This window comes from Eubacterium sp. CAG:161 (assembly GCF_000432355.1).
Taxonomy (GTDB): domain Bacteria; phylum Bacillota; class Clostridia; order Lachnospirales; family Lachnospiraceae; genus Eubacterium_G; species Eubacterium_G segne.
Window position 1 is genome coordinate 214,095 of the sequence record NZ_HF991874.1, and the last position, 19,844, is coordinate 233,938.

Here is a 19,844-nt window from a genome sequence, read left to right on the forward strand (position 1 = left end):
ATGTGAAGCTTGGACTTGTATTTTAATAATGAAAAGACTAAAATATCATATCAGAGTAATTGATAAAAAAGAGAGGTTTTGTGATGATTAAAGTAGGAATTATTGGTGCTACGGGATATGCGGGAGTTGAGATAGTACGTCTTATTCAGCAGCATAAGGAAGCAGAAGTAATATGGTATGGTTCAAGAAGCTATGTGGATCAAAACTACGGAGACGTATTTAGAAATATGTTTAAAATAGTTGATGCCAAATGCCTCGATGATAATATGGAGAAACTTGCAGATGAAGTTGATGTGATATTTACAGCTACACCTCAGGGATTGTGTGGCTCATTAGTTACCGAAGAAATTTTAAATAAAGTTAAGATAATAGACTTAAGTGCAGATTTCAGAATAAAAGATGTTGCTACATATGAAAAATGGTACGGAATAAAGCACCAGAGTCCACAGTTTATTGATGAAGCTGTGTATGGACTTTGTGAGATAAACAGAGATAAAGTTAAAGGGGCAAGACTTATTGCCAATCCGGGATGTTATACAACCTGTAGTATTCTTTCGATTTATCCGTTAGCTAAGGAAGGATTAATTGATCCGAAATCCATTATAGTGGATGCAAAGTCAGGTACATCAGGAGCCGGAAGAGGAGCTAAGGTTCCTAATCTTTTCTGTGAAGTAAATGAAAATATTAAGGCGTATGGGGTAACTACCCACAGACATACACCGGAAATAGAGGAACAGTTAAGTTACGCAGCAGGTGAAGAAGTGATTATTAACTTTACACCTCATCTTGTTCCAATGCAGAGAGGAATTTTAGTTACTGCATATGCTAACCTTAAAAAGAAAGTTACATATGATGAAGTCAGGGCAATATATGACAAGTATTATGGAAATGAATTTTTCATAAGAGTATTAGATAAAGATGTGTGCCCTGAAACAAGGTGGGTAGAAGGAAGCAACTTTGTTGACGTAAACTTTAAAATAGATGAAAGAACAGGCAGAATTATTATGATGGGTGCCCTTGATAATCTTATAAAGGGAGCTGCAGGTCAGGCTGTCCAGAACATGAATTTATTATTTGGATTAGAAGAGAATGAGGGACTGAAGCAGGTTCCTATGTTCCCATAAGGAGGATATACAATGTTAAAGAAGATTAAAGGCGGAGTTACTGCTCCATTAGGATTTGCTGCAATGGGACTTAGAGTAGGAATCAAAGAGGGAAATCCAAAGAAAAAAGATATGGCAATGATTTATAGTGCAACCCCGTGTGTGGCTGCCGGTACTTTTACTACTAATCAGGTTAAGGCTGCCCCGGTTAAATGGGATAGGGATATTATTTATTGTTCACCTTTTGTACATGCAGTTGTATGTAACAGTGGTGTTGCCAATGCCTGTACAGGAGAACAGGGTATGAAGTATTGTGAAGAGATGGCACAGGCTACGGCAGATGCACTTGACATAAAGAAGGATGAGGTTTTAGTGGCATCTACAGGTGTTATTGGAGCCCAGTTGCCAATGGACAAAATTGTCAACGGAATAGGACTTTTAGCTCCAACACTGGATGAAACAGAGGAAGGTGGTCATATGGCTGCCCAGGCAATAATGACTACTGACACAATGCCAAAGGAAATTGCTTTTGAATTTGAAATTGGCGGGAAAAAATGTAAAATAGGTGCAATGTGTAAAGGTTCAGGAATGATTCATCCAAATATGTGTACAATGCTTGGATTTATTACAACGGATGTAAGAATTTCAAAGGATTTACTTTATCATGCATTAAGTGAAGATATAAAAGATACATTTAATATGGTATCTGTTGATGGAGACACATCAACTAACGATACGGTACTGCTTTTGTCAAACGGACTGGCAAACAACAGAACCATTATGGTTATGGATGAGGATTATTACAAATTTGTGGAAGCACTTCATGAGGTAAATGTTTATTTGTCAAAGAAAATTGCAGGGGACGGGGAAGGTGCCACAGCACTTTTTGAAGTTAAAGTTATTAACGGAGAAAGTAAGGAACAGGCAGTTACCCTTGCAAAGTCAATCGTAACTTCAAGTCTTACAAAGGCTGCAATTTATGGCCATGATGCAAATTGGGGAAGAATTTTATGTGCCATGGGATACTCTGATGCAAAATTTAATCCTGACATTGTAGATATTTATTTTGAAAGCAAGGCAGGAAAAATCAAGATAGTAGAAAATGGTATGGCAACAGATTACAGTGAAGAGGTTGCCACAAAGATTCTTTCAGAAAACGAAGTTACAGCTATTGCAGACGTGAAAATGGGAGAATATGAAGCTACGGCATGGGGATGTGATTTAACCCATGAATATGTAAGCATTAATGCGGATTACAGAAGTTAATATAAAAAAGGAAGAAGAGAGGCAAAAGGTAATGTTAATGAAGGGACAGCAGAATTTACATATGGAAAAATGGATAGAGAAAGGAGATGTTCTTATTGAAGCATTGCCTTATATCCAGAGATTTAACAGAAAGATTATTGTTGTAAAATATGGCGGAAGTGCCATGCTTGACGAGGATTTTATGACAAGTGTTATTCAGGACATAACATTGTTAAAGTTAGTAGGCTTTAAACCTATTATTGTTCACGGCGGCGGAAAGGCAATCAGCCGTCATATTGACAGATTGGGAATGGATACAAAGTTTATTAATGGTTTGCGTGTAACAGATGATGAAACATTAGATGCAGCAGAAATGGTTCTTAACAGTGTAAACAAAAAACTTGTTCAGATAGTGGAACAGTTAGGGGTAAGAGCTATTGGAATAAGTGGTAAAGATGGAAGACTTTTAACAGTTAAAAAGAAATTATCTGAAGGAGAAGATATAGGATATGTAGGAGAAGTTACAAAGGTAAATACAGATATTTTATTAGATTTGTTAGAAAAGGATTTCCTTCCTATCGTATGTCCTATTGGTTTAGATGAAAACTTCCACGGATATAACATTAATGCTGATGATGCTGCCAGTGCCATAGCAGAAGCTGTAAAGGCAGAGAAACTTGCATTTTTAACAGATACGGAAGGGGTTTACATGGACCCTGATAATGCAGCATCTGTTATATCTGAAATGACTGTTTCAGAGGCACAAAAGCTTATTGATGATGGAATAATTGCAGGTGGAATGCTTCCAAAAATTAAAAACTGTATGGGAGCCATTAAAAACGGAGTATCAAGAGTACATATTTTAGATGGAAGAATACCTCACAGTATTTTGCTTGAAATCTTTACCAACAAAGGTATTGGAACAGCAATTTTAGATGATGAACAGGAAAAGTTTTATACAGATACTGAATTAGGAAAGTAGGAGAAGAAAATGACAACACAGGAATATATGGAGCTTGGAGACAAATATTTTGTACACACATATAACAGATATAAAATCGTAATGGATAAGGCAAAGGGTGTGTATATTTATGATGCAGATGGAAAAAAATATCTGGATTTTGCATCGGGAATAGGTGTTGCCAGCTTAGGTTATGGAAATAAAAAATATACAGATGCAATTAAATCACAGATTGATAAAATAATGCATACATCTAATTTGTTTTACAATGAGCCGGCAGTTTTAGCAGCTGAAAAATTAGTTAAGGCTTCAGGGCTTGAAAAGGCATTCTTCACAAACAGTGGTGCAGAAGCCATAGAGGGTGCATTAAAAATGGCAAAACGTTATGCTTATGACCGTGATGGAAAGTCAGATCATGAAATAATTGCCATGGGACATTCATTCCACGGAAGAACCATGGGAGCTTTGGCACTTACGGGAAATGAGCATTATCAGAAGCCTTTTGGCCCTATGATTTCAGGTATAAAGTTTGCTGAATATAATGATTTAGACAGTGTAAAGGCATTAGTAAATGATAAAACATGTGCCATTATTTTAGAACCTGTTCAGGGTGAAGGCGGTATTTATCCTGCTGATAAGGAATTTATTGAAGGAATCAGAAAAATATGTGATGAAAAGGATATTTTAATGATTTGCGATGAGGTTCAGTGTGGAATGGGTCGTACAGGAGAAATGTTTGCATTTCAGAATTATAATGTAAAGCCTGACATAATCGCATCTGCTAAGGCATTGGGATGCGGGGTGCCTGTTGGAGCCTTTGTGGCAGGAAAGAAATGCTGCAACTCTTTAGTGCCTGGAGACCATGGAACAACCTACGGTGGAAATCCTCTTGTTACATCAGCAGTTAATGCAGTTTTTGACATATATGAGGAAGAAAATATCCTTGAAAATGTAAAAAATGTAGGCGCTTATTTGGAGGAAAAACTGGATGAGTTGGTTAATGAAAATAAAAATATTGTTTTAAGACGTGGAAAAGGTTTAATGCAGGGACTGGTTCTAAAAACACCTGTGGGAGATACAATTAACAAGGCAATAGAAAAAGGACTGCTGGTTATTTCAGCAGCGGGAAATGTACTTAGATTATTGCCACCACTTATTATAACAAAAGAAAATGTTGATGAAATGATTAATATTCTAAAAGAATGTATATAATAGTAATTAAGAAAGTGTGTCAGGGTTTAAATACTTTGACACTCTTTTTTTCTGGTTTTTATGTAAAATTTATGTTAAAATTTTACATAGACTTTACATAGGAATGTTAAGGTACTATTCTGTATAGGAATGTAATTAAAATAATTTAGAAATTAACATTGCATAGGAGATAAGACATTATGGATTACACAATGATGAATTTAGTAATGGATTTACTAAGTGGTCTGGCGCTGTTTCTTTTTGGTATGAAATACATGAGTGACAGTTTACAGCAGGCAGCAGGACAGAAGCTACGTGGCATACTTAACAGATGTACCACAAACAAATATAAGGCAGTTGTATTTGGAGCTTTATTTACTGCATTTATACAGTCATCAGGAGCTACAACAGTTATGGAAGTTGGCTTTGTAAACGCAGGAATTATGACATTAGGGCAGTCTGTTGGCATAACTTTCGGTGCTAATATAGGAACAACAATAACATCCCAGTTAGTATCATTAAAGCTTACTGCAGTGGCACCTTTTATTATCTTTATTGGAGCAGTTATTCTTTCTTTTTTCAAGAAACCGTTATTAGATAAAATTGCCGCAGTAATATTCGGATTTGGTTCATTGTTTTTAGGAATTAATTTTATGACAGATGCATTACAGCATGTACCTGAATTTCATCAGTTTGATGTGTTGTTTGAAGCACTTAACAATCCGGTTATAGCTGTTATTACAGCATTAATTGTTACAACAATATTACAAAGTTCATCAGTTACGGTAAGCGTTCTGGTTCTTTTAGCAGGAGCCGGACTTGTGGAACCATTGCCATGTCTTTTCTTTATTTTAGGAGCAAATATCGGTTCATGTACTCCGGCTGTTATGGCGGCAATGTCAGCCAGCAGAAATGCCAAGAGAGCGGCATTTATACATTTAATGTTTAATGTGGTAGGACTTGTTGTATTTTCAATTATTCTTATTTTTGCAGGGGAACATGTTATAAATGGAGTGTTTGCCATAAGCGGAGCAGAAAATTTCAAGAGATTTGTTGCTAACGCAGATACCATATTTAAAACAGCTCAGTGTGTAATTCTTCTTCCATGCTCAAATCTTCTGATTAAGCTATCAAGAAAGGTTATTCACGCAAAACCGGGTGAAGAGCATGACGAGGATGAAATGATTCTTAAGTTTATTGGAACATCCGGTGCAAGAACTCCGGCTACTGTATTAGTTGAAGTAGTTCAGGAAATTGAGAGAATGTCAGAAATGGTTGAAACTAACTTAAAGCTGGCATCGGAAGCACTTATTGATAAAAAATACGAAACAGCAGAAGAAGTATATAAAAGAGAGAAATATATAGATTATTTAAGTCATGGAATAACCGAATATATGGTTAGTGCTAACAGATATGATCTCCCTTTAAAAGACAGGGAACGTTTAGGCGGACTGTTCCATGTTATTATTGACGTAGAAAGAATTGGTGACCATGCTGTCAACATAATGGATGATGCCTTAAAGGAGAAAAAACAGAAGATAGAGTTTTCTCCGGATGGAATTAATGAACTGAAAGTTATGTATGACAAGGTTATTGAAATTTTTGAAAAAGCCAGAGAGATTTTCGTTAAAGAGGATGATTCTACTTTTGAGGAAATTAATAAATTAGAAGATACTATTGATCAGATGAAGATAGATTGGCAGGAAGATCATGTGGAAAGAATGGCAGCAGGCAAATGCTCCATTGAATCAGGTCTTATATTTACGGATTTGATTATAGGATATGAGAGAATTGCGGACCACGCCATAAATATCGCATACTCAATACTTCCTGAAAAAAAATAAAACACTGTTTATAATTTCGCCGGGAGAACAGGATGCAGAAAATATATATAGTAGAAGATGATAAGAATATTGCAGAAATCGAGCAATTCGCACTGAAAAATGCAGGATATAGTGTGGAGATTTTTAAAAATGCAAAGGATTTTGAAGAAAAAATAAAGGCTGAATATCCTGATTTGGTTATTCTTGATGTTATGCTTCCGGACAGAGACGGTTTAAGCATACTCAGGGATTTGAGAACAGGTGCAGGCACTGCAAAGATTCCGATAATAATGGTTACTGCAAAGACTACTGAAATGGATAAGGTTAAGGGATTAGATCAGGGGGCAGATGATTATATTACCAAGCCTTTTGGAATAATGGAACTTATATCAAGGGTTAAGGCAGTGTTAAGACGGGCAGGTTTAGATGATGCCGCCATGAATCTGGAGTTTGAGGGGATTGTTCTTGATGATGCAAAACATCAGGTTACCATTGATGGAAATCCATGTGAACTTACTTTTAAGGAATATGAATTATTAAAAATGCTTATGCAAAATTCAGGAATTGTCCTTCAGCGTGGACAGATATTAGACCGTGTGTGGGGAATTGATTATGAAGGGGAATCAAGAACTCTGGATATGCATATAAAGACATTGAGAAAAAAAATGGGTGACAAGGGAGCATTAGTACAGACTGTAAGAAATGTGGGATATACATTGAATTACAGAAAGGACAGATAGAGTGAAAAAGAAATTATATTCAAGAATGACAAGTATTTCTGTTGCCATGATGTTGCTTACAATGTGTATTACAGTTGTGGTTTTTCACGGATTGTTTAGCGAACAGGTAATGGAGGACTTGAAAACCCACGTTCATATTTTAAAATCAACGGAAGCTGTTTTGGAATATGTGGAAAAGGATTTTGATCCTCAAATTGACAATTTGAGAATTACCGTTATTGATAGTGACGGAAAGGTAATATATGACAGCAATGCTGATATTGGAACCATGGAAAATCATGGAAATCGTCCTGAAGTTCATGAGGCTTTAGAAAAGGGAAGTGGAGAGGCAAAAAGAAAATCCAGTACCCTTGATAAAACCACGTATTATTATGCGGAAAAAATGAGTGACGGAAGAGTTATCAGAGTTGCAAAGGAAGTTTTAAGTATCTGGCAGTTCTGCTTTAACATTTTGCCAATACTTATGGCAGAAATGTTACTTACGGTAGTTATCTGTCTTGTGGCATCAAAGCTTTTGGCAAAGAGATTGGTGGAACCTATTGAGCAAATGGCTCAACATTTAGACGATGATCAGGTATTAGAAAGTTATGAGGAAATCCAGCCGTTTCTTGACAAAATTCACAGCCAGCATAAGGCGTTGAAGAAAAGTGCCAATATGCGACAGGATTTTACGGCAAATGTGTCCCATGAACTAAAGACACCGTTAGCAGCTATTTCCGGATATGCTGAACTTATTGAAACAGGAATAGCAAAGGAAAAAGATATTAAACATTTTGCCAGTGAAATACATAAGAGTGCTAACAGACTTTTATCATTAATTAATGACATCATTGAATTGTCTCAGTTAGATGTTATGGATGGAAATATGGAAAAGGCTCCGGTGGATTTAAGTGATGAAGCACAAAATTGTGTGGAAATGTTACAAATGCATGCTGAAAAGCATAAAATAACCCTTCTTGCTAAGGATATAGAAAAGAATTGTATTATTTATGGAAATCAGAATATGATTCAGGAGATTTTATATAATCTTTGTGACAATGCCATCAGATATAATAAGCCAAAGGGCCATGTGTGGGTTTCAGTGTTTGAAAAGGATAGTAAGATTATTTTAAGGGTAAAGGATGATGGAATAGGAATTGCCCCAAAGGAGCAGGAGCGTATTTTTGAAAGATTTTACAGAGTTGACAAGGCACGTTCAAAGAAAACAGGAGGAACGGGACTTGGTCTTGCAATAGTTAAGCATATAGCAGAACAGCATAATGCTGAAATTGTGATTAAAAGTGAAATAGGTCAGGGGACTGTTATTTCCATTGAATTTACAAAAATTGAAAAAGATGCATAATGTAGAAAAATCCGGTAATCATATAACTATTAAGTTTTAAGGAGAGTAGTTATGTGGGGATTTATAATAGCATTAATTTCAGGAGCACTTATGAGTATTCAGGGTGTTTTTAATACAGAAGTTACAAAAAGCAGTAGTGTATGGGCCGCCAATTCGTGGGTACAGCTGACTGCTTTTTTTGTTTGCGTAATAGCATGGTTTATAACCGGAAAACAAAATGTTGCGGGAATGTTTCAAATGGAAAACAAGTATATGCTGTTAGGAGGCGTTATAGGAGCATTTATTACTTTAACGGTAATTAAAAGCATGGATAGCTTAGGGCCGGCTCAGGCGGTAATGATAATAGTAATTTCACAGATAGTAGTGGCATATCTTATTGAGGTTTTTGGATTGTTTGGAGTTGAAAAAACAGGTTTTGAATGGAGCAAATTAGTAGGTGCTTTAGTGGCAATTGTAGGAATTTACATTTTTCACCGATAAAAAATATTAAAATTGTTCAATTTGAATGTTGCTAACTTTTTTATATTTTGTATAATTATATTATATGCGTTCATGGGGAAACTCCAATAGGAGGATGAATGTTTAATAAATTAAATAAAAAATATACAGCATTAGTTGTAATTGGCATTTTAACGTTATTTTTTTTAGTGGTTTTTTCCGGATGTGAAAATAACAAAAACAGTGTTTCATTAGAAAGTGAAAATGAAACAAAAACCAGGCAGGAGATTGCGACAGAGGCTAAAGATTTGTATGTGTATGTTACGGGAGCAGTGAAAAAGCCGGGGGTTTATGCAGTAAAACAAGGCAGTAGGGTATTTGAAGTGATAGAAAAAGCCGGAGGAATGACTAAAGCAGCAAAGAAGGACTATATTAATCAGGCAGAAACAGTGGCAGATAGCCAGAATATAAATATAATCACTAAGAAACAATACAAAAAGTTAATATCTAATGAAAAAAATCAAAATAATGATAACAAAACCGGTTCAGGAAAGATTAATATTAACAGTGCAGACGTAGCAGAACTTACCGGACTTAGCGGCATAGGTGAAGCTAAGGCAAAGGCGATTATACAGTACCGTAATGAAAATGGTAATTTTACCAATATTGAGGACATAAAGAAGGTTTCGGGAATTGGGGATGCACTGTTTAAAAAAATAAGTAATGAAATTACGGCTAATTAAGAAAGGATAATAAATGAAGGCTTTAGTGGTTGATGACGAAAAGTTAATTGTAAAAGGGCTGAAATTCAGTTTAGAGCAGGAAGGATACGAAGTGGACTGTGCATATGACGGACAGGAAGCGGTAGATAAGTGTAAGGAGAAGGAGTATGACATTGTACTTCTTGACTTAATGCTTCCAATATTATCAGGATATGAGGTTTGCCAGCAGGTAAGGGAGTTTTCTGATATGCCAATTATAATGCTTACGGCTAAAGGGGATGACATGGACAAGATTTTAGGTCTTGAATATGGTGCTGATGATTATATTACAAAGCCTTTTAATATATTAGAGGTTAAAGCGAGAATTAAGGCTATTATAAGAAGAAACAAAAAGAGAAGCGTCAGTGTACCACAGGAGCCGAAGGTTATTATTTCAGGTAAGATGAAGTTAGATATTGAAGCAAAGCGCTTGTACATAGAAGACATTGAAATAAAACTTACTGTTAAAGAATTTGATATATTAAAGCTTTTGGCTGAAAATCCGGGAAAAATATACTCAAGAGAGCAGTTACTTACCATTATCTGGGGGTCAAAGTATCCAGGTGATGCAAGAACTGTTGATGTAAATGTAAGAAGGTTAAGAGAAAAGATTGAGGAAAATCCGGCAAAACCAGAGTATGTTCATACTAAATGGGGCATGGGATATTATTTTCAGGGTTAGTTAAATGAAGAAAAAGTCAGTTAGCAGGTTTGTAAGAAGTATTCAAAGTTTAAAATTCAGAGTGTTTATGATTGTAGCTGTATCCGTAATGATTCCGGCAATACTGCTTAGTGTGTTCATTGCGGTTATGGCTATTAACGGATATACCGACAAGCAGATAGACAGATTTAAGTCTAATAATACAATGCTTAAAAACAGCATTATAAGTGAAGGGTATATTGAAAATTTAAAGTCTGAAATTGTAGATACCCAGATTGAACAATTGTCTAAAGAGTATAATTGCAGAATTGAGATTATTAACAGACAATATACCATTTTAAAGGATACAGACAGTAGCGAAATCGGAAAAACAAGTATTTCGGACAGTGTTTTGAAGTGTATAGATGGCGAGAATATATATGTTAAGAATCTAAAAGAGCAATATGTGGAGTTTGCCATACCTCTTGTTAGTACCGCACCGGATTCAGGGGGCAAAACCAAATCAAAGATAATTGGGGCGTTGTATATTAATTATTCAATTGCAGATGTGGATACATATGGTGACAAAATAAAAAGATACACTGTTATGGTAGATTGCATTTTGACAGTTTTAGCCCTTGTATTGGCATGGATGTGCTCAGGATTATTTAGCAGACCGTTAAAGAGGGTTCAGGATAATATTGAAAATATTTCTAAGGGAAAGGAAATTAATAAGCGTAAGAGAGATTATTCTGAAGTGGTTGAGGTTACTGAGAGATTCCAAAAGACTGTAGACAGAATGAATACCCAAAACAAAACAAGACAGGAATTTGTATCTAATGTATCCCACGAATTAAAGACTCCAATTACTTCCATGAAGGTTTTAGCTGAATCTCTCATAGGTCAGCAGGGAATGCCGGAAGAATTATATCAGGAATTTCTCCAGGATATATGTAAGGAAATTGACAGGGAAAATGACATTATTACAGACTTGCTGGAATTGGTAAAATTAGAAAAGCAGGATATTGAAATTAATATTTCATCAGTAAATATAAATGAAATATTAGAGGCTGTGTTAAAGAGATTAAAGCCTATTGCAGAGGCAAAAAACATTGAACTTGTGTTTGAAAGTTTCAGACCGGTTATTGCTGATGTAGATCAGATAAAATTTGCCAGTGTGGCAACAAACCTTGTGGAGAATGCAATTAAGTACAATAATACTGACGGAACTGTGACGGCATCCCTTAACTCGGATCATCAGTATTTTTATTTAAAGGTTACAGATACCGGAATTGGTATATCAGAGGAAGACCAAAAGAGGGTATTTGACAGATTTTATAGAGTGGATAAGGCAAGGTCGAGAGAAACCGGAGGAACAGGACTGGGACTTGCAATTACAAAGGATATAGTGCTTAAGCACCATGGCTCCATAAAGATTCACAGCAAAGAAGGGGAAGGTACTACCTTTACTGTTAGAATTCCTCTTAAGTATATTCCATAAATGGCAGGTAAATATATGAAAAATCATAAGTTAAATAAAAAAGCAATAATGATGTTATTAGTAGTATGCATTGCTGCCGTTGCGGTTTTGGCAGGTTGTGGAGAAAGCAGAAAAAGTGCAACTACAGGTACAAGAATTTATTATGTTGATTTGGATAAAAAGAAACTTGTTAATGAAAGGGTTACATTAACTCAAAAGGATACTGCTAAGCTGACGGAGGAATGTCTTGAAAAATTAACCCAAAATGGTAAGCAGGATGGGGAAGCTGCGGCAGTACCTGAAAAGGTTAAAATTAACGGATACGATATTACTGACAGAATTGCCACAATTAATTTTTCAGAAGAATATTCCATGTTGGCTGCTGACAGGGAGGTATTGTGCCGCTCAGCAATGGTACTTACATTAACACAGATAAAAGGTATAGATTATGTGGCATTTACCGTAAATGATGCACCTTTAAGACAAAAGGACGGAAGTCTTGTGGGCACAATGAAGGCATCAGATTTCGTGGCAGATTTAGGGGGTGGAACCAATACTCATGCCACAGCGGATTTTGTTTTGTATTTTGCCAATAAAAAGGGTAATATGCTTAAGGAATACAAGCTTATGAATGCTAAGTATGGGGAAAAGTCAAAGGAACAGTTTATTGTGGAACAGTTAATCAGAGGACCAAAGAAGAAAGGGTATGTAGCTACACTTTCTAATAAGATAAAGACGGTTAATGTTATGACTGCAAACAATATCTGTTATGTAGATTTTGACGAAAGCTTTTTAAACGAGCAAAGCACAGTGTCAGATACATTAGTTATATATTCTATAGTAAATTCTTTATCTGGACTAAATGAAATTCACAAAGTCCAGATAAGTATCAACGGTGATGCAATGTTAGAATATCACAATAATATATCTCTATCAGAGCCTTTTATCAGGAACCTTGATTTAATTGAAAGCGAAGAAGATACTACTAAATTAAAGTTAGATAATTAATAGGAGACAGTTATGAAAAGACCGATTTTTGTGTTGTTATTGGTCTTTGTACTTGGAGAGGTAATAGCTGTTTTAAAATTAAACATAGCCGTTTTTATACCGGTTATTTTAATAATGGTTATTATAAAAATCATTACAAAAAAGCATGCAGGTGTTTTTGTGGTGATTTTTTTGTTTATTTCTTTAGGTTTTTTAAATACAAACAACAAAATGTTACAGCGGGATGTGGCATGGAAGTTAGGCAATATAGAGGGGGAAGGTCAGGGAAGTGTTGATAAAATATTAAAAACACAGTACGGCTATAATGTATATTTGAAAAATGCCTTAATTAATAATAGGGAGTGTGGAAATATTATTGCTTATTTTCAATCAGAACCTGATTTAAAAATAGGAAATAAGATATATTTAAAGGGGAAAATTCAGCAGTTTGAAGTTGCCCGTAACAAAGGAAATTTTGACAGCAAAAAGTATTATTTATCCATTGGAATTACAACCAAAATAGCAGTAAAAGAGTATTATGTGTCAGATGATAATTACGATTTCTTAAGAGATAAGCTTTGTACGTTAAGGGAATATGTTGTAGGGATGTTTTCAAAATTATGTGATACTAATGGGAAAGATAAGTGGTTGTATGGTAATAAGGCAGGAATTTTTTCTGCAATTCTTATGGGAGATAAGACGGAACTGGATCAGGAAATAAAGGATTTGTATTCTTTATCGGGAATAGCCCATATTTTGGCAATTAGTGGTTTGCACATAAGCTTAATTGGTATGTTTTTATATAGCCTGCTTCGAAAAAGATTTTCCTTTGCAACGTCTTCTGCCCTGACCATAGCAGTTGTTACATTATTTGCCATAACATCAGGCATGGGAATTGCCACAATAAGAGCATTCGTGATGTTTATTTTAAAACTAATAGGAGAAATTTTAGGAAGAAAGTATGATTACATTACAGCCATATCCTTATCGGCACTTATTCTGTTAGCAGATAATCCCTTTATAATTATTAATTCAGGCTTTCAAATGTCTTTTTGTGCCATGATTACCATAACCATAATCTGGCCTAAAGTGGTTTATTTAATAAACATCAAATCCAAAATAGCCAACAGTATTGTTTTTAGTTTGTGCATAGGAATATTTATGAATCCTGTAATTGCATATAATTATTTCCAGTTGCCGACATATTCGTTTATGTTAAACATTATCGTGGTTCCACTGTTGGGAATAGTGGTAATATCGGCGATAGCAGGAAGCGGTATGGGATTTCTTAGTATTTTAATGGGAAAAACTGCCTTGACACCGGGGTGTCTTATATTAGAAGTTTATACTTTTCTATGTGAAAATGTTCTTAAAATACCGGGAGCGGTGATTGTGGTGGGAAAACCGACAATAAAGATCATAGTGTTATATTACATAGTGATTGTATTTTCCCTGTTTTGTTTTACACTGGTAAGAAAGAATTACGAAAAAGACTGCAATATAAAAGAGATGATTGATGAAAATGGTAAGAAAGTCATAAGCAGTCAGATAATTTTGAAAAAGCAGAGAAAATTCGATTTTAAAATACGTCTGGCTGTTATTGGAATAAGTATTTTATCAGGATTTTTTATTTATTATACACCATCAAAAGGACTTGATATTCAGTTTATGGATGTGGGACAGGGAGACGGAATTTTTATAAAGGCAGATGATGGTACCACCATAACAATAGATGGAGGAAGCAGTGATGTAAAAAATGTGGCTAAATACAGAATGATTCCCTGCATAAAGGCATCAGGTACAGGGGTTATTGATTATGCCGTTATAACTCATGCCGATAAGGATCATATAAGTGGAATAGAAGAAATTCTAAATATGAATACTGAAAACGGTCTGACAATCAGAAATCTGGTAATGCCCCATGTTTCCTATGAGGATGAAGCATATGATGAATTACTTACAGCAGCAAAAACAAAAGGAATACAGGTGTTATACATAAAAGAGGGAGACACTATGAAATTGGGCAAAGTGGAAATTAAATGTATTCATCCTGATGGGAAATATATATCTGATAACAGAAATGATTATTCAACAGTTTTAAGCTTGAAATATGAAAACTTTTCGGCGTTGTTTACCGGGGATATCCCGGCAGAAATAGAAAAAAGCATTATAAATAAAATAGATAATAACTATACAATTCTTAAGGTGGCACATCACGGCTCAAAATATTCTTCGGATATGGAATTTTTAAAAAAAGTGATGCCGGCGTATTCTGTTATATCTGTAGGGGAAGATAACAGTTACGGACATCCGGGGACTGAAACCATAAATAAGCTTAAAAGTTTAAATTCAAAGATTTTACGGACGGATTTATCCGGTGAGATAGAGATTTTTTCTAAGGAAAATAATATGGAAATTGACGTTATGAAGAATTAAAGGTAAGATATTACATAGTTTAATAAAAAATGGCAGAGGTAAGAAGTGAAAACATTAGCACAGGATATTAAAAGTGGAAATTTCAAAAATGCATATTTAATTTGCGGAGAAGAGGAATACCTTAAGCTTAACTACAAAAATCAGCTTATTAAGGCAATAGCAGGGGAAGATACAATGAATTTAGCCCTGTATGAGGGAAAAAACATTGACATAAATGAAGTTATTGATAATGCTGAAACATTTCCTTTTTTTGCAAAGTACAGACTTATTGTATTAGAGCAGTCAGGTTTGTTTAAAACCGGTGGAGAACAGTTGGCTGAGTATATGGATAAAATTCCTGAAACTACCATTTTTCTCTTTGTGGAGCAGGACGTGGACAAGCGCAGCAAAATGTATAAGGCAGTAAAGAAAAACGGATATATATGCGAAATAAACCGCCAGAGCGAAAAGGATATTGAAGTGTGGGCTGCCAAAATTTTTGACTACAATGGAAAGAAGATAACAAAGGCTGACATGGCGTATTTTATTGCTAATGTGGGAACAGATATGGAAATTTTGTCACAGGAAATTGAAAAACTTATAAGTTATGCCTATGACAAAAATGTTATTAATAAAAATGATATTGATGCAGTGTGCATTAAGCAGTTAAATGTGAGAATTTTTGATATGATAGATGCCATATCCGTAAAAAATCAGCAAAAAACATTAGACTGCTATTATGAACTTATAGCAGAAAAAGAGCCACCTATGAGAATACTGTTTATGATAAGCAGACAGTTTAATCTTATTCTTCAGGCAAAGGATTTATCTGCCAGAGGTATGAGTAAAGAGCAAATAGCAGGAGCTATGGGTGTTCAGGGATTTATAGCATCTAAGAGCATTTCCCAAAGCAGAAACTTTACGGTTTCGGAGCTTAAGGCAGGGCTGGCAGAAAGTATAAGTACGGAAGAATTAATAAAATCAGGACGCATGGATGAAAATATAGGGGTGGAAATGCTTTTAGTTAAGTACAGCAGAAAAAGCAGATAGTAAATAAAAGAAAAAAATAAGAGACCGTTGTTTCAACACAAGTGAAAAAACAACAGCCTCTTATTTTTGTTGCAATTAATTATGCAATAGTGTTAACTAATTTTGTTAATCTTGAAACTTTTCTGGCAACATTGTTCTTGTGGAAAATTCCCTTTGAACCAGCCATTTCAATAAGCTTTGTAGCTGCGATTAATGCTTCGTTAGCTGCAGCCTTGTCGTTTGCTTCAACAGCAGCTTCAACTTTCTTAACAGCAGTCTTAACAGCTGACTTAACTGATTTGTTTCTTTCGTACTTTGTCTGATTAACTAAAATCCTTTTCTTTGCTGACTTAATATTAGCCATTTTTAATACCTCCGCTTATTAACGTTTAAGATTTCCGTTGAGAGAGATTGGAAATCCTGTTATATATCTGCGCCACTGGAAATGCGGACGTCGACGCAGACATCAAGGATTATTTTAGTAAAAGAAAAATAATATGTCAATAGTATTATTGAAAAATAATTAATAAAACATTAAAAGATGCTTAAACTAATTATAGGTATTAAATTAGTAGGAGAAGAAAATGTCTTTTTTGGAAAATAACAATATATATACAGATTTAGCCCTGGAAGAGAGGGAAAGATTTAAGGGAAATGTTGAAATTGAAGGTGTAAAAATAAATAAAAAATATGATGAAAACATGCATATGACTACTACGGTAGTGGATATATTTAACGAAAAGGGTGCTGGTGAAATGGGTAAGCCTGAGGGATGTTACGTTACAATGGAAACTAAACTGTTAAAGGATAATGATGAAGATTTCAGAAAGAAAATTGCTGAAGAATTAACTGACAACCTCGTAACAATTATGGAAAAACAGAGACCTGAAAGTGTATTGATTGTGGGGCTGGGAAACCTTTATGCCACTCCTGATGCATTAGGGCCTAAAACCGTGGAAAAAATAGAAAGCGGAAAGGGAGTATATTGTGTTTCTCCGGGTGTACTTTCCCAAACGGGAATGGAAACATTTTCCATAATTAAGGGGATTATAAATGAAGTAAATCCTGATTTAGTTATTGCTATTGACTCATTAGCTGCCCGTAATGTAAGGAGAATAACTACAACCATACAGATTACTGATACGGGAATTACTCCGGGGTCAGGTATAGGTAACCATAGGAAAGGAATAAATCAGGAGTCATTAAACCGAAAGGTTATTGCCATTGGCGTTCCCATGGTAGTAAGCGGTGCTACCATTGTTAATGACACTATGGAAAATTTAATTAAAATTCTATCTTCAGTTAAAAATAATTCCGTGGTAAAACTTTTTGAAGATTATACAGAGCAGGAGAAATACCAGCTGTTTGAAGAACTTTTGTCAGAGGAAACAGAGCAGATGTTTGTAACACCAAAGGATGTGGATGAAATTGTGGAAAATCTAAGCACAACCATTGCTCATGGACTTAATAAATATTGCAGGGAATTATTTAATTAAGTTCTAAGGGTAAAACTTGTGGCATATACTATATCAGTGGGACAAAGTGGGGTGAGTATGTGCAAAAAGGATTATATTTAAACAAAAACAGAATAAATATTTCAGAAAAACTGTTTTCGATTTCAGTGAAAATCATAATCGTATTATTGTGCATATATATAACCATCAGGTGTATTAATATGATTTCAGGAAACAAGGCAGGAGAAGTTACAGGGGAAGCCATAAATAATGCATCATCTGTAATTGCAAGGGAAATAGTTGAAAATTCGGGGATTATGAATGAATATATGCTTTATGTGGAGAATCACGGAAATATTTCTGAAATGGCAAAGAAGGAACTGTTAAACAAAATTGTTTCTGAATATATGATGCATAGTGAATATACTTATGATACAACTGATCCGGGGTATGACCAGGTAATTAATCTTATATATGAAAATGCAAACTATGCAGAAAAAAAGGAACAGCCTACAGAAAAAGAGACAAAACCTAAAAAGAAAAAGGCAGTTGCGGCATCAGCAAATGTGATTGTTCCTACGCCAAAAATTACAGGAAGACTATATAATGCTCAAAACATAGGTAGCTTTAAAGATGTTATGGACAGATTTTATATTGTGACAGAGGCAACAAGCCTTTATTCTGGGGACATACCCATAAAATCTGCTTTAAACGAGAATTTTAAAATAAAAGGGAATAATACAAAACCTCAAATATTGATTTATCATACCCATTCCCAGGAAGAATTTGCTGACAGTAGCGACGATGTATCAACCACCATAATAGGAGTAGGAGACAGATTAGCCAAAATACTTAAAAGTCAGTTTGGGTATAATGTAATTCATGACACTACTAAATATGACATAGTAAATGGAAAGTTAGACAGAAGTGAAGCATATGATCAGGCAAGAGTAGGGGTTAAAAAGATTTTGGAAAAAAATCCTTCCATCAGCCTTGTGCTTGACATACATCGTGACGGCATAAATGAAAACACCAGATTAGTTACAGAGGTTAATGGAAAAAAGACTGCACAGATAATGTTTTTTAATGGTATGTCCAGATTTAAAAATTCAGGAAATATTGATTATTTGTATAATCCTTATTTATATGAAAATCTTGCGCTGGTTTTACAGATGAAGGTGAATGCAGAGGCTTATTATCCGGGATTTACAAGAAGAAATTACGTGAATGCTTATAAATATAATCTTGATTTGTGCAGGCAGTGCATGTTAATAGAGGTGGGAGCCCAGACTAATACATATGAGGAAGCGCAAAATGCGGCAGAGCCCTTAGCAATGCTTATAAATCTTACAATGGGTAAAAATAAACAAGGTGCTTCTAAGTAAGGGAAATCCTAAAACTTCAGCACCTTGTTTTATATAATTATTTTCTTCCTGTTGAACCAAATCCATCAGCACCTCTTACAGTATCTGAAAGTTCATTTACTTCATTGAAATTAACTTTCAAAAATGGAGTAACTACTATCTGGGCAATTCTGTCACCGGGCTCCACTGTGCGGGATTCCTGAGAGTGATTGTATAAGGCAACGGTGATTTCTCCACGGTAATCCGCATCGACTACACCAACTTTATTAGCGGGAGCTAATCCCATTTTGCAGGAAAGACCGCTTCTTGCATAAACAAGACCGGCATAGCCTTCAGGTATTTCCATGGCAAGACCTGTTCCAATAAAACTTGTTTCACCGGGATTGATGGTAATAGGTTCGTCAAGGCAGGCGTAAAGGTCGGCACCTGCTGCGTAGTCTGAACCATAAGTAGGAACAATGGCTTTTTCATTTAGTTTTTTTATGTTTAACTGCATTTTTAATCTCCTTAAAATTTTTATATTTCTTTCTCCCACAAACATATTCTGCCGGAAGAAAGAGTTTCCGGCAACTTAATAAGACGCTGGTTTTCAGAACCTCTGAAAACAAGATTAAGGTTCTTTAGGGATTCTATAAAGGGACCATCTACTAAAACGTCAATATATGACATAAGTTCTTTTGTGTATGGCCATTTATCATACATATATCCCATAATGTCCCGTTCAAATTCATAACCGGTATAGCACCATATGTTTTTATCAGGGTAAGTTTCTTTAATTTTTTTTGCCAGAAGAAGAAGGTCATGTTGATTCTCCTTTGCAAATGGCTCTCCACCTAAAAAAGTAATACCTGCATAGGCGGGGAAGCTTAGT

At 35.1% G+C, this 19,844-nt stretch carries 19 protein-coding genes; 16 read left to right on the plus strand and 3 right to left on the minus strand.

Annotated features, from left to right (window positions below; all coding sequences use genetic code 11):
• Positions 1–83 precede the first annotated feature (83 nt).
• From argC to holA, 14 genes are all read left to right on the plus strand, one after another.
• Positions 84–1,124, plus strand: coding sequence for an N-acetyl-gamma-glutamyl-phosphate reductase (gene argC / locus Q5O30_RS11010; RefSeq protein WP_021953799.1), 1,041 nt, complete (start codon positions 84–86; stop codon positions 1,122–1,124).
• Positions 1,125–1,136: 12 nt separating this feature from the next.
• The gene (gene argJ / locus Q5O30_RS11015; protein ID WP_021953800.1) at positions 1,137–2,369 is read left to right on the plus strand and encodes a bifunctional glutamate N-acetyltransferase/amino-acid acetyltransferase ArgJ; all 1,233 of its coding nucleotides are present in this window, start codon (positions 1,137–1,139) and stop codon (positions 2,367–2,369) included.
• Between the two features lie 31 nt (positions 2,370–2,400).
• Positions 2,401–3,330 (plus strand): acetylglutamate kinase, encoded by a 930-nt coding sequence (gene argB, locus Q5O30_RS11020; protein ID WP_021953801.1) that lies wholly within the window; start codon positions 2,401–2,403, stop codon positions 3,328–3,330.
• Positions 3,331–3,339: 9 nt separating this feature from the next.
• Positions 3,340–4,521: an aspartate aminotransferase family protein gene (locus tag Q5O30_RS11025; RefSeq protein ID WP_021953802.1), complete on the plus strand. Its 1,182-nt coding sequence runs from the start codon at positions 3,340–3,342 to the stop codon at positions 4,519–4,521.
• Between the two features lie 179 nt (positions 4,522–4,700).
• The gene (locus Q5O30_RS11030) at positions 4,701–6,344 is read left to right on the plus strand and encodes a Na/Pi cotransporter family protein (RefSeq protein ID WP_021953803.1); all 1,644 of its coding nucleotides are present in this window, start codon (positions 4,701–4,703) and stop codon (positions 6,342–6,344) included.
• Positions 6,345–6,376: 32 nt separating this feature from the next.
• Positions 6,377–7,063: a response regulator transcription factor gene (locus tag Q5O30_RS11035; protein ID WP_021953804.1), complete on the plus strand. Its 687-nt coding sequence runs from the start codon at positions 6,377–6,379 to the stop codon at positions 7,061–7,063.
• A gap of 1 nt (position 7,064) precedes the next feature.
• Complete coding sequence (locus tag Q5O30_RS11040) at positions 7,065–8,405, plus strand: ATP-binding protein (RefSeq protein ID WP_021953805.1); 1,341 nt, start codon at positions 7,065–7,067, stop codon at positions 8,403–8,405.
• A gap of 51 nt (positions 8,406–8,456) precedes the next feature.
• Positions 8,457–8,885, plus strand: coding sequence for a DMT family transporter (locus tag Q5O30_RS11045; RefSeq protein ID WP_021953806.1), 429 nt, complete (start codon positions 8,457–8,459; stop codon positions 8,883–8,885).
• 98 nt (positions 8,886–8,983) lie between these two features.
• Positions 8,984–9,586 carry a ComEA family DNA-binding protein gene (locus tag Q5O30_RS11050; RefSeq protein WP_021953807.1) on the plus strand — a complete coding sequence of 201 codons (603 nt, stop codon included), beginning with the start codon at positions 8,984–8,986 and terminating at the stop codon, positions 9,584–9,586.
• A gap of 13 nt (positions 9,587–9,599) precedes the next feature.
• Positions 9,600–10,286 (plus strand): response regulator transcription factor, encoded by a 687-nt coding sequence (locus Q5O30_RS11055; RefSeq protein WP_021953808.1) that lies wholly within the window; start codon positions 9,600–9,602, stop codon positions 10,284–10,286.
• Positions 10,287–10,290: 4 nt separating this feature from the next.
• Complete coding sequence (locus Q5O30_RS11060; RefSeq protein WP_021953809.1) at positions 10,291–11,745, plus strand: cell wall metabolism sensor histidine kinase WalK; 1,455 nt, start codon at positions 10,291–10,293, stop codon at positions 11,743–11,745.
• A gap of 15 nt (positions 11,746–11,760) precedes the next feature.
• A complete protein-coding gene (locus Q5O30_RS11065) occupies positions 11,761–12,732 on the plus strand; it encodes a GerMN domain-containing protein (protein WP_021953810.1) in 972 nt (323 codons plus the stop codon).
• 12 nt (positions 12,733–12,744) lie between these two features.
• Positions 12,745–15,147 (plus strand): DNA internalization-related competence protein ComEC/Rec2, encoded by a 2,403-nt coding sequence (locus Q5O30_RS11070; RefSeq protein ID WP_021953811.1) that lies wholly within the window; start codon positions 12,745–12,747, stop codon positions 15,145–15,147.
• Positions 15,148–15,192: 45 nt separating this feature from the next.
• On the plus strand, positions 15,193–16,176 hold the full coding sequence (gene holA, locus Q5O30_RS11075) for a DNA polymerase III subunit delta (protein ID WP_021953812.1): 984 nt from the start codon (positions 15,193–15,195) through the stop codon (positions 16,174–16,176).
• Between the two features lie 79 nt (positions 16,177–16,255).
• Here holA and rpsT read toward each other — a convergent pair whose 3' ends face one another.
• Positions 16,256–16,519, minus strand: coding sequence for a 30S ribosomal protein S20 (gene rpsT, locus Q5O30_RS11080; protein WP_021953813.1), 264 nt, complete (start codon positions 16,517–16,519; stop codon positions 16,256–16,258).
• 220 nt (positions 16,520–16,739) lie between these two features.
• On the opposite strand from rpsT, the gene gpr reads away from it, so the two are divergent.
• On the plus strand, positions 16,740–17,651 hold the full coding sequence (gene gpr / locus Q5O30_RS11085) for a GPR endopeptidase (protein WP_021953814.1): 912 nt from the start codon (positions 16,740–16,742) through the stop codon (positions 17,649–17,651).
• 179 nt (positions 17,652–17,830) lie between these two features.
• A complete protein-coding gene (spoIIP, locus tag Q5O30_RS11090; RefSeq protein WP_021953815.1) occupies positions 17,831–18,994 on the plus strand; it encodes a stage II sporulation protein P in 1,164 nt (387 codons plus the stop codon).
• A 37-nt stretch (positions 18,995–19,031) separates the two neighbouring features.
• Here the strand turns inward: spoIIP and dut are convergent, their stop codons facing one another.
• Positions 19,032–19,469: a dUTP diphosphatase gene (gene dut, locus Q5O30_RS11095; RefSeq protein ID WP_021953816.1), complete on the minus strand. Its 438-nt coding sequence runs from the start codon at positions 19,467–19,469 to the stop codon at positions 19,032–19,034.
• A gap of 20 nt (positions 19,470–19,489) precedes the next feature.
• Positions 19,490–19,844 (minus strand): 4Fe-4S single cluster domain-containing protein (locus tag Q5O30_RS11100; protein WP_302674706.1); only part of this gene is annotated, 355 nt, incomplete at its 5' end.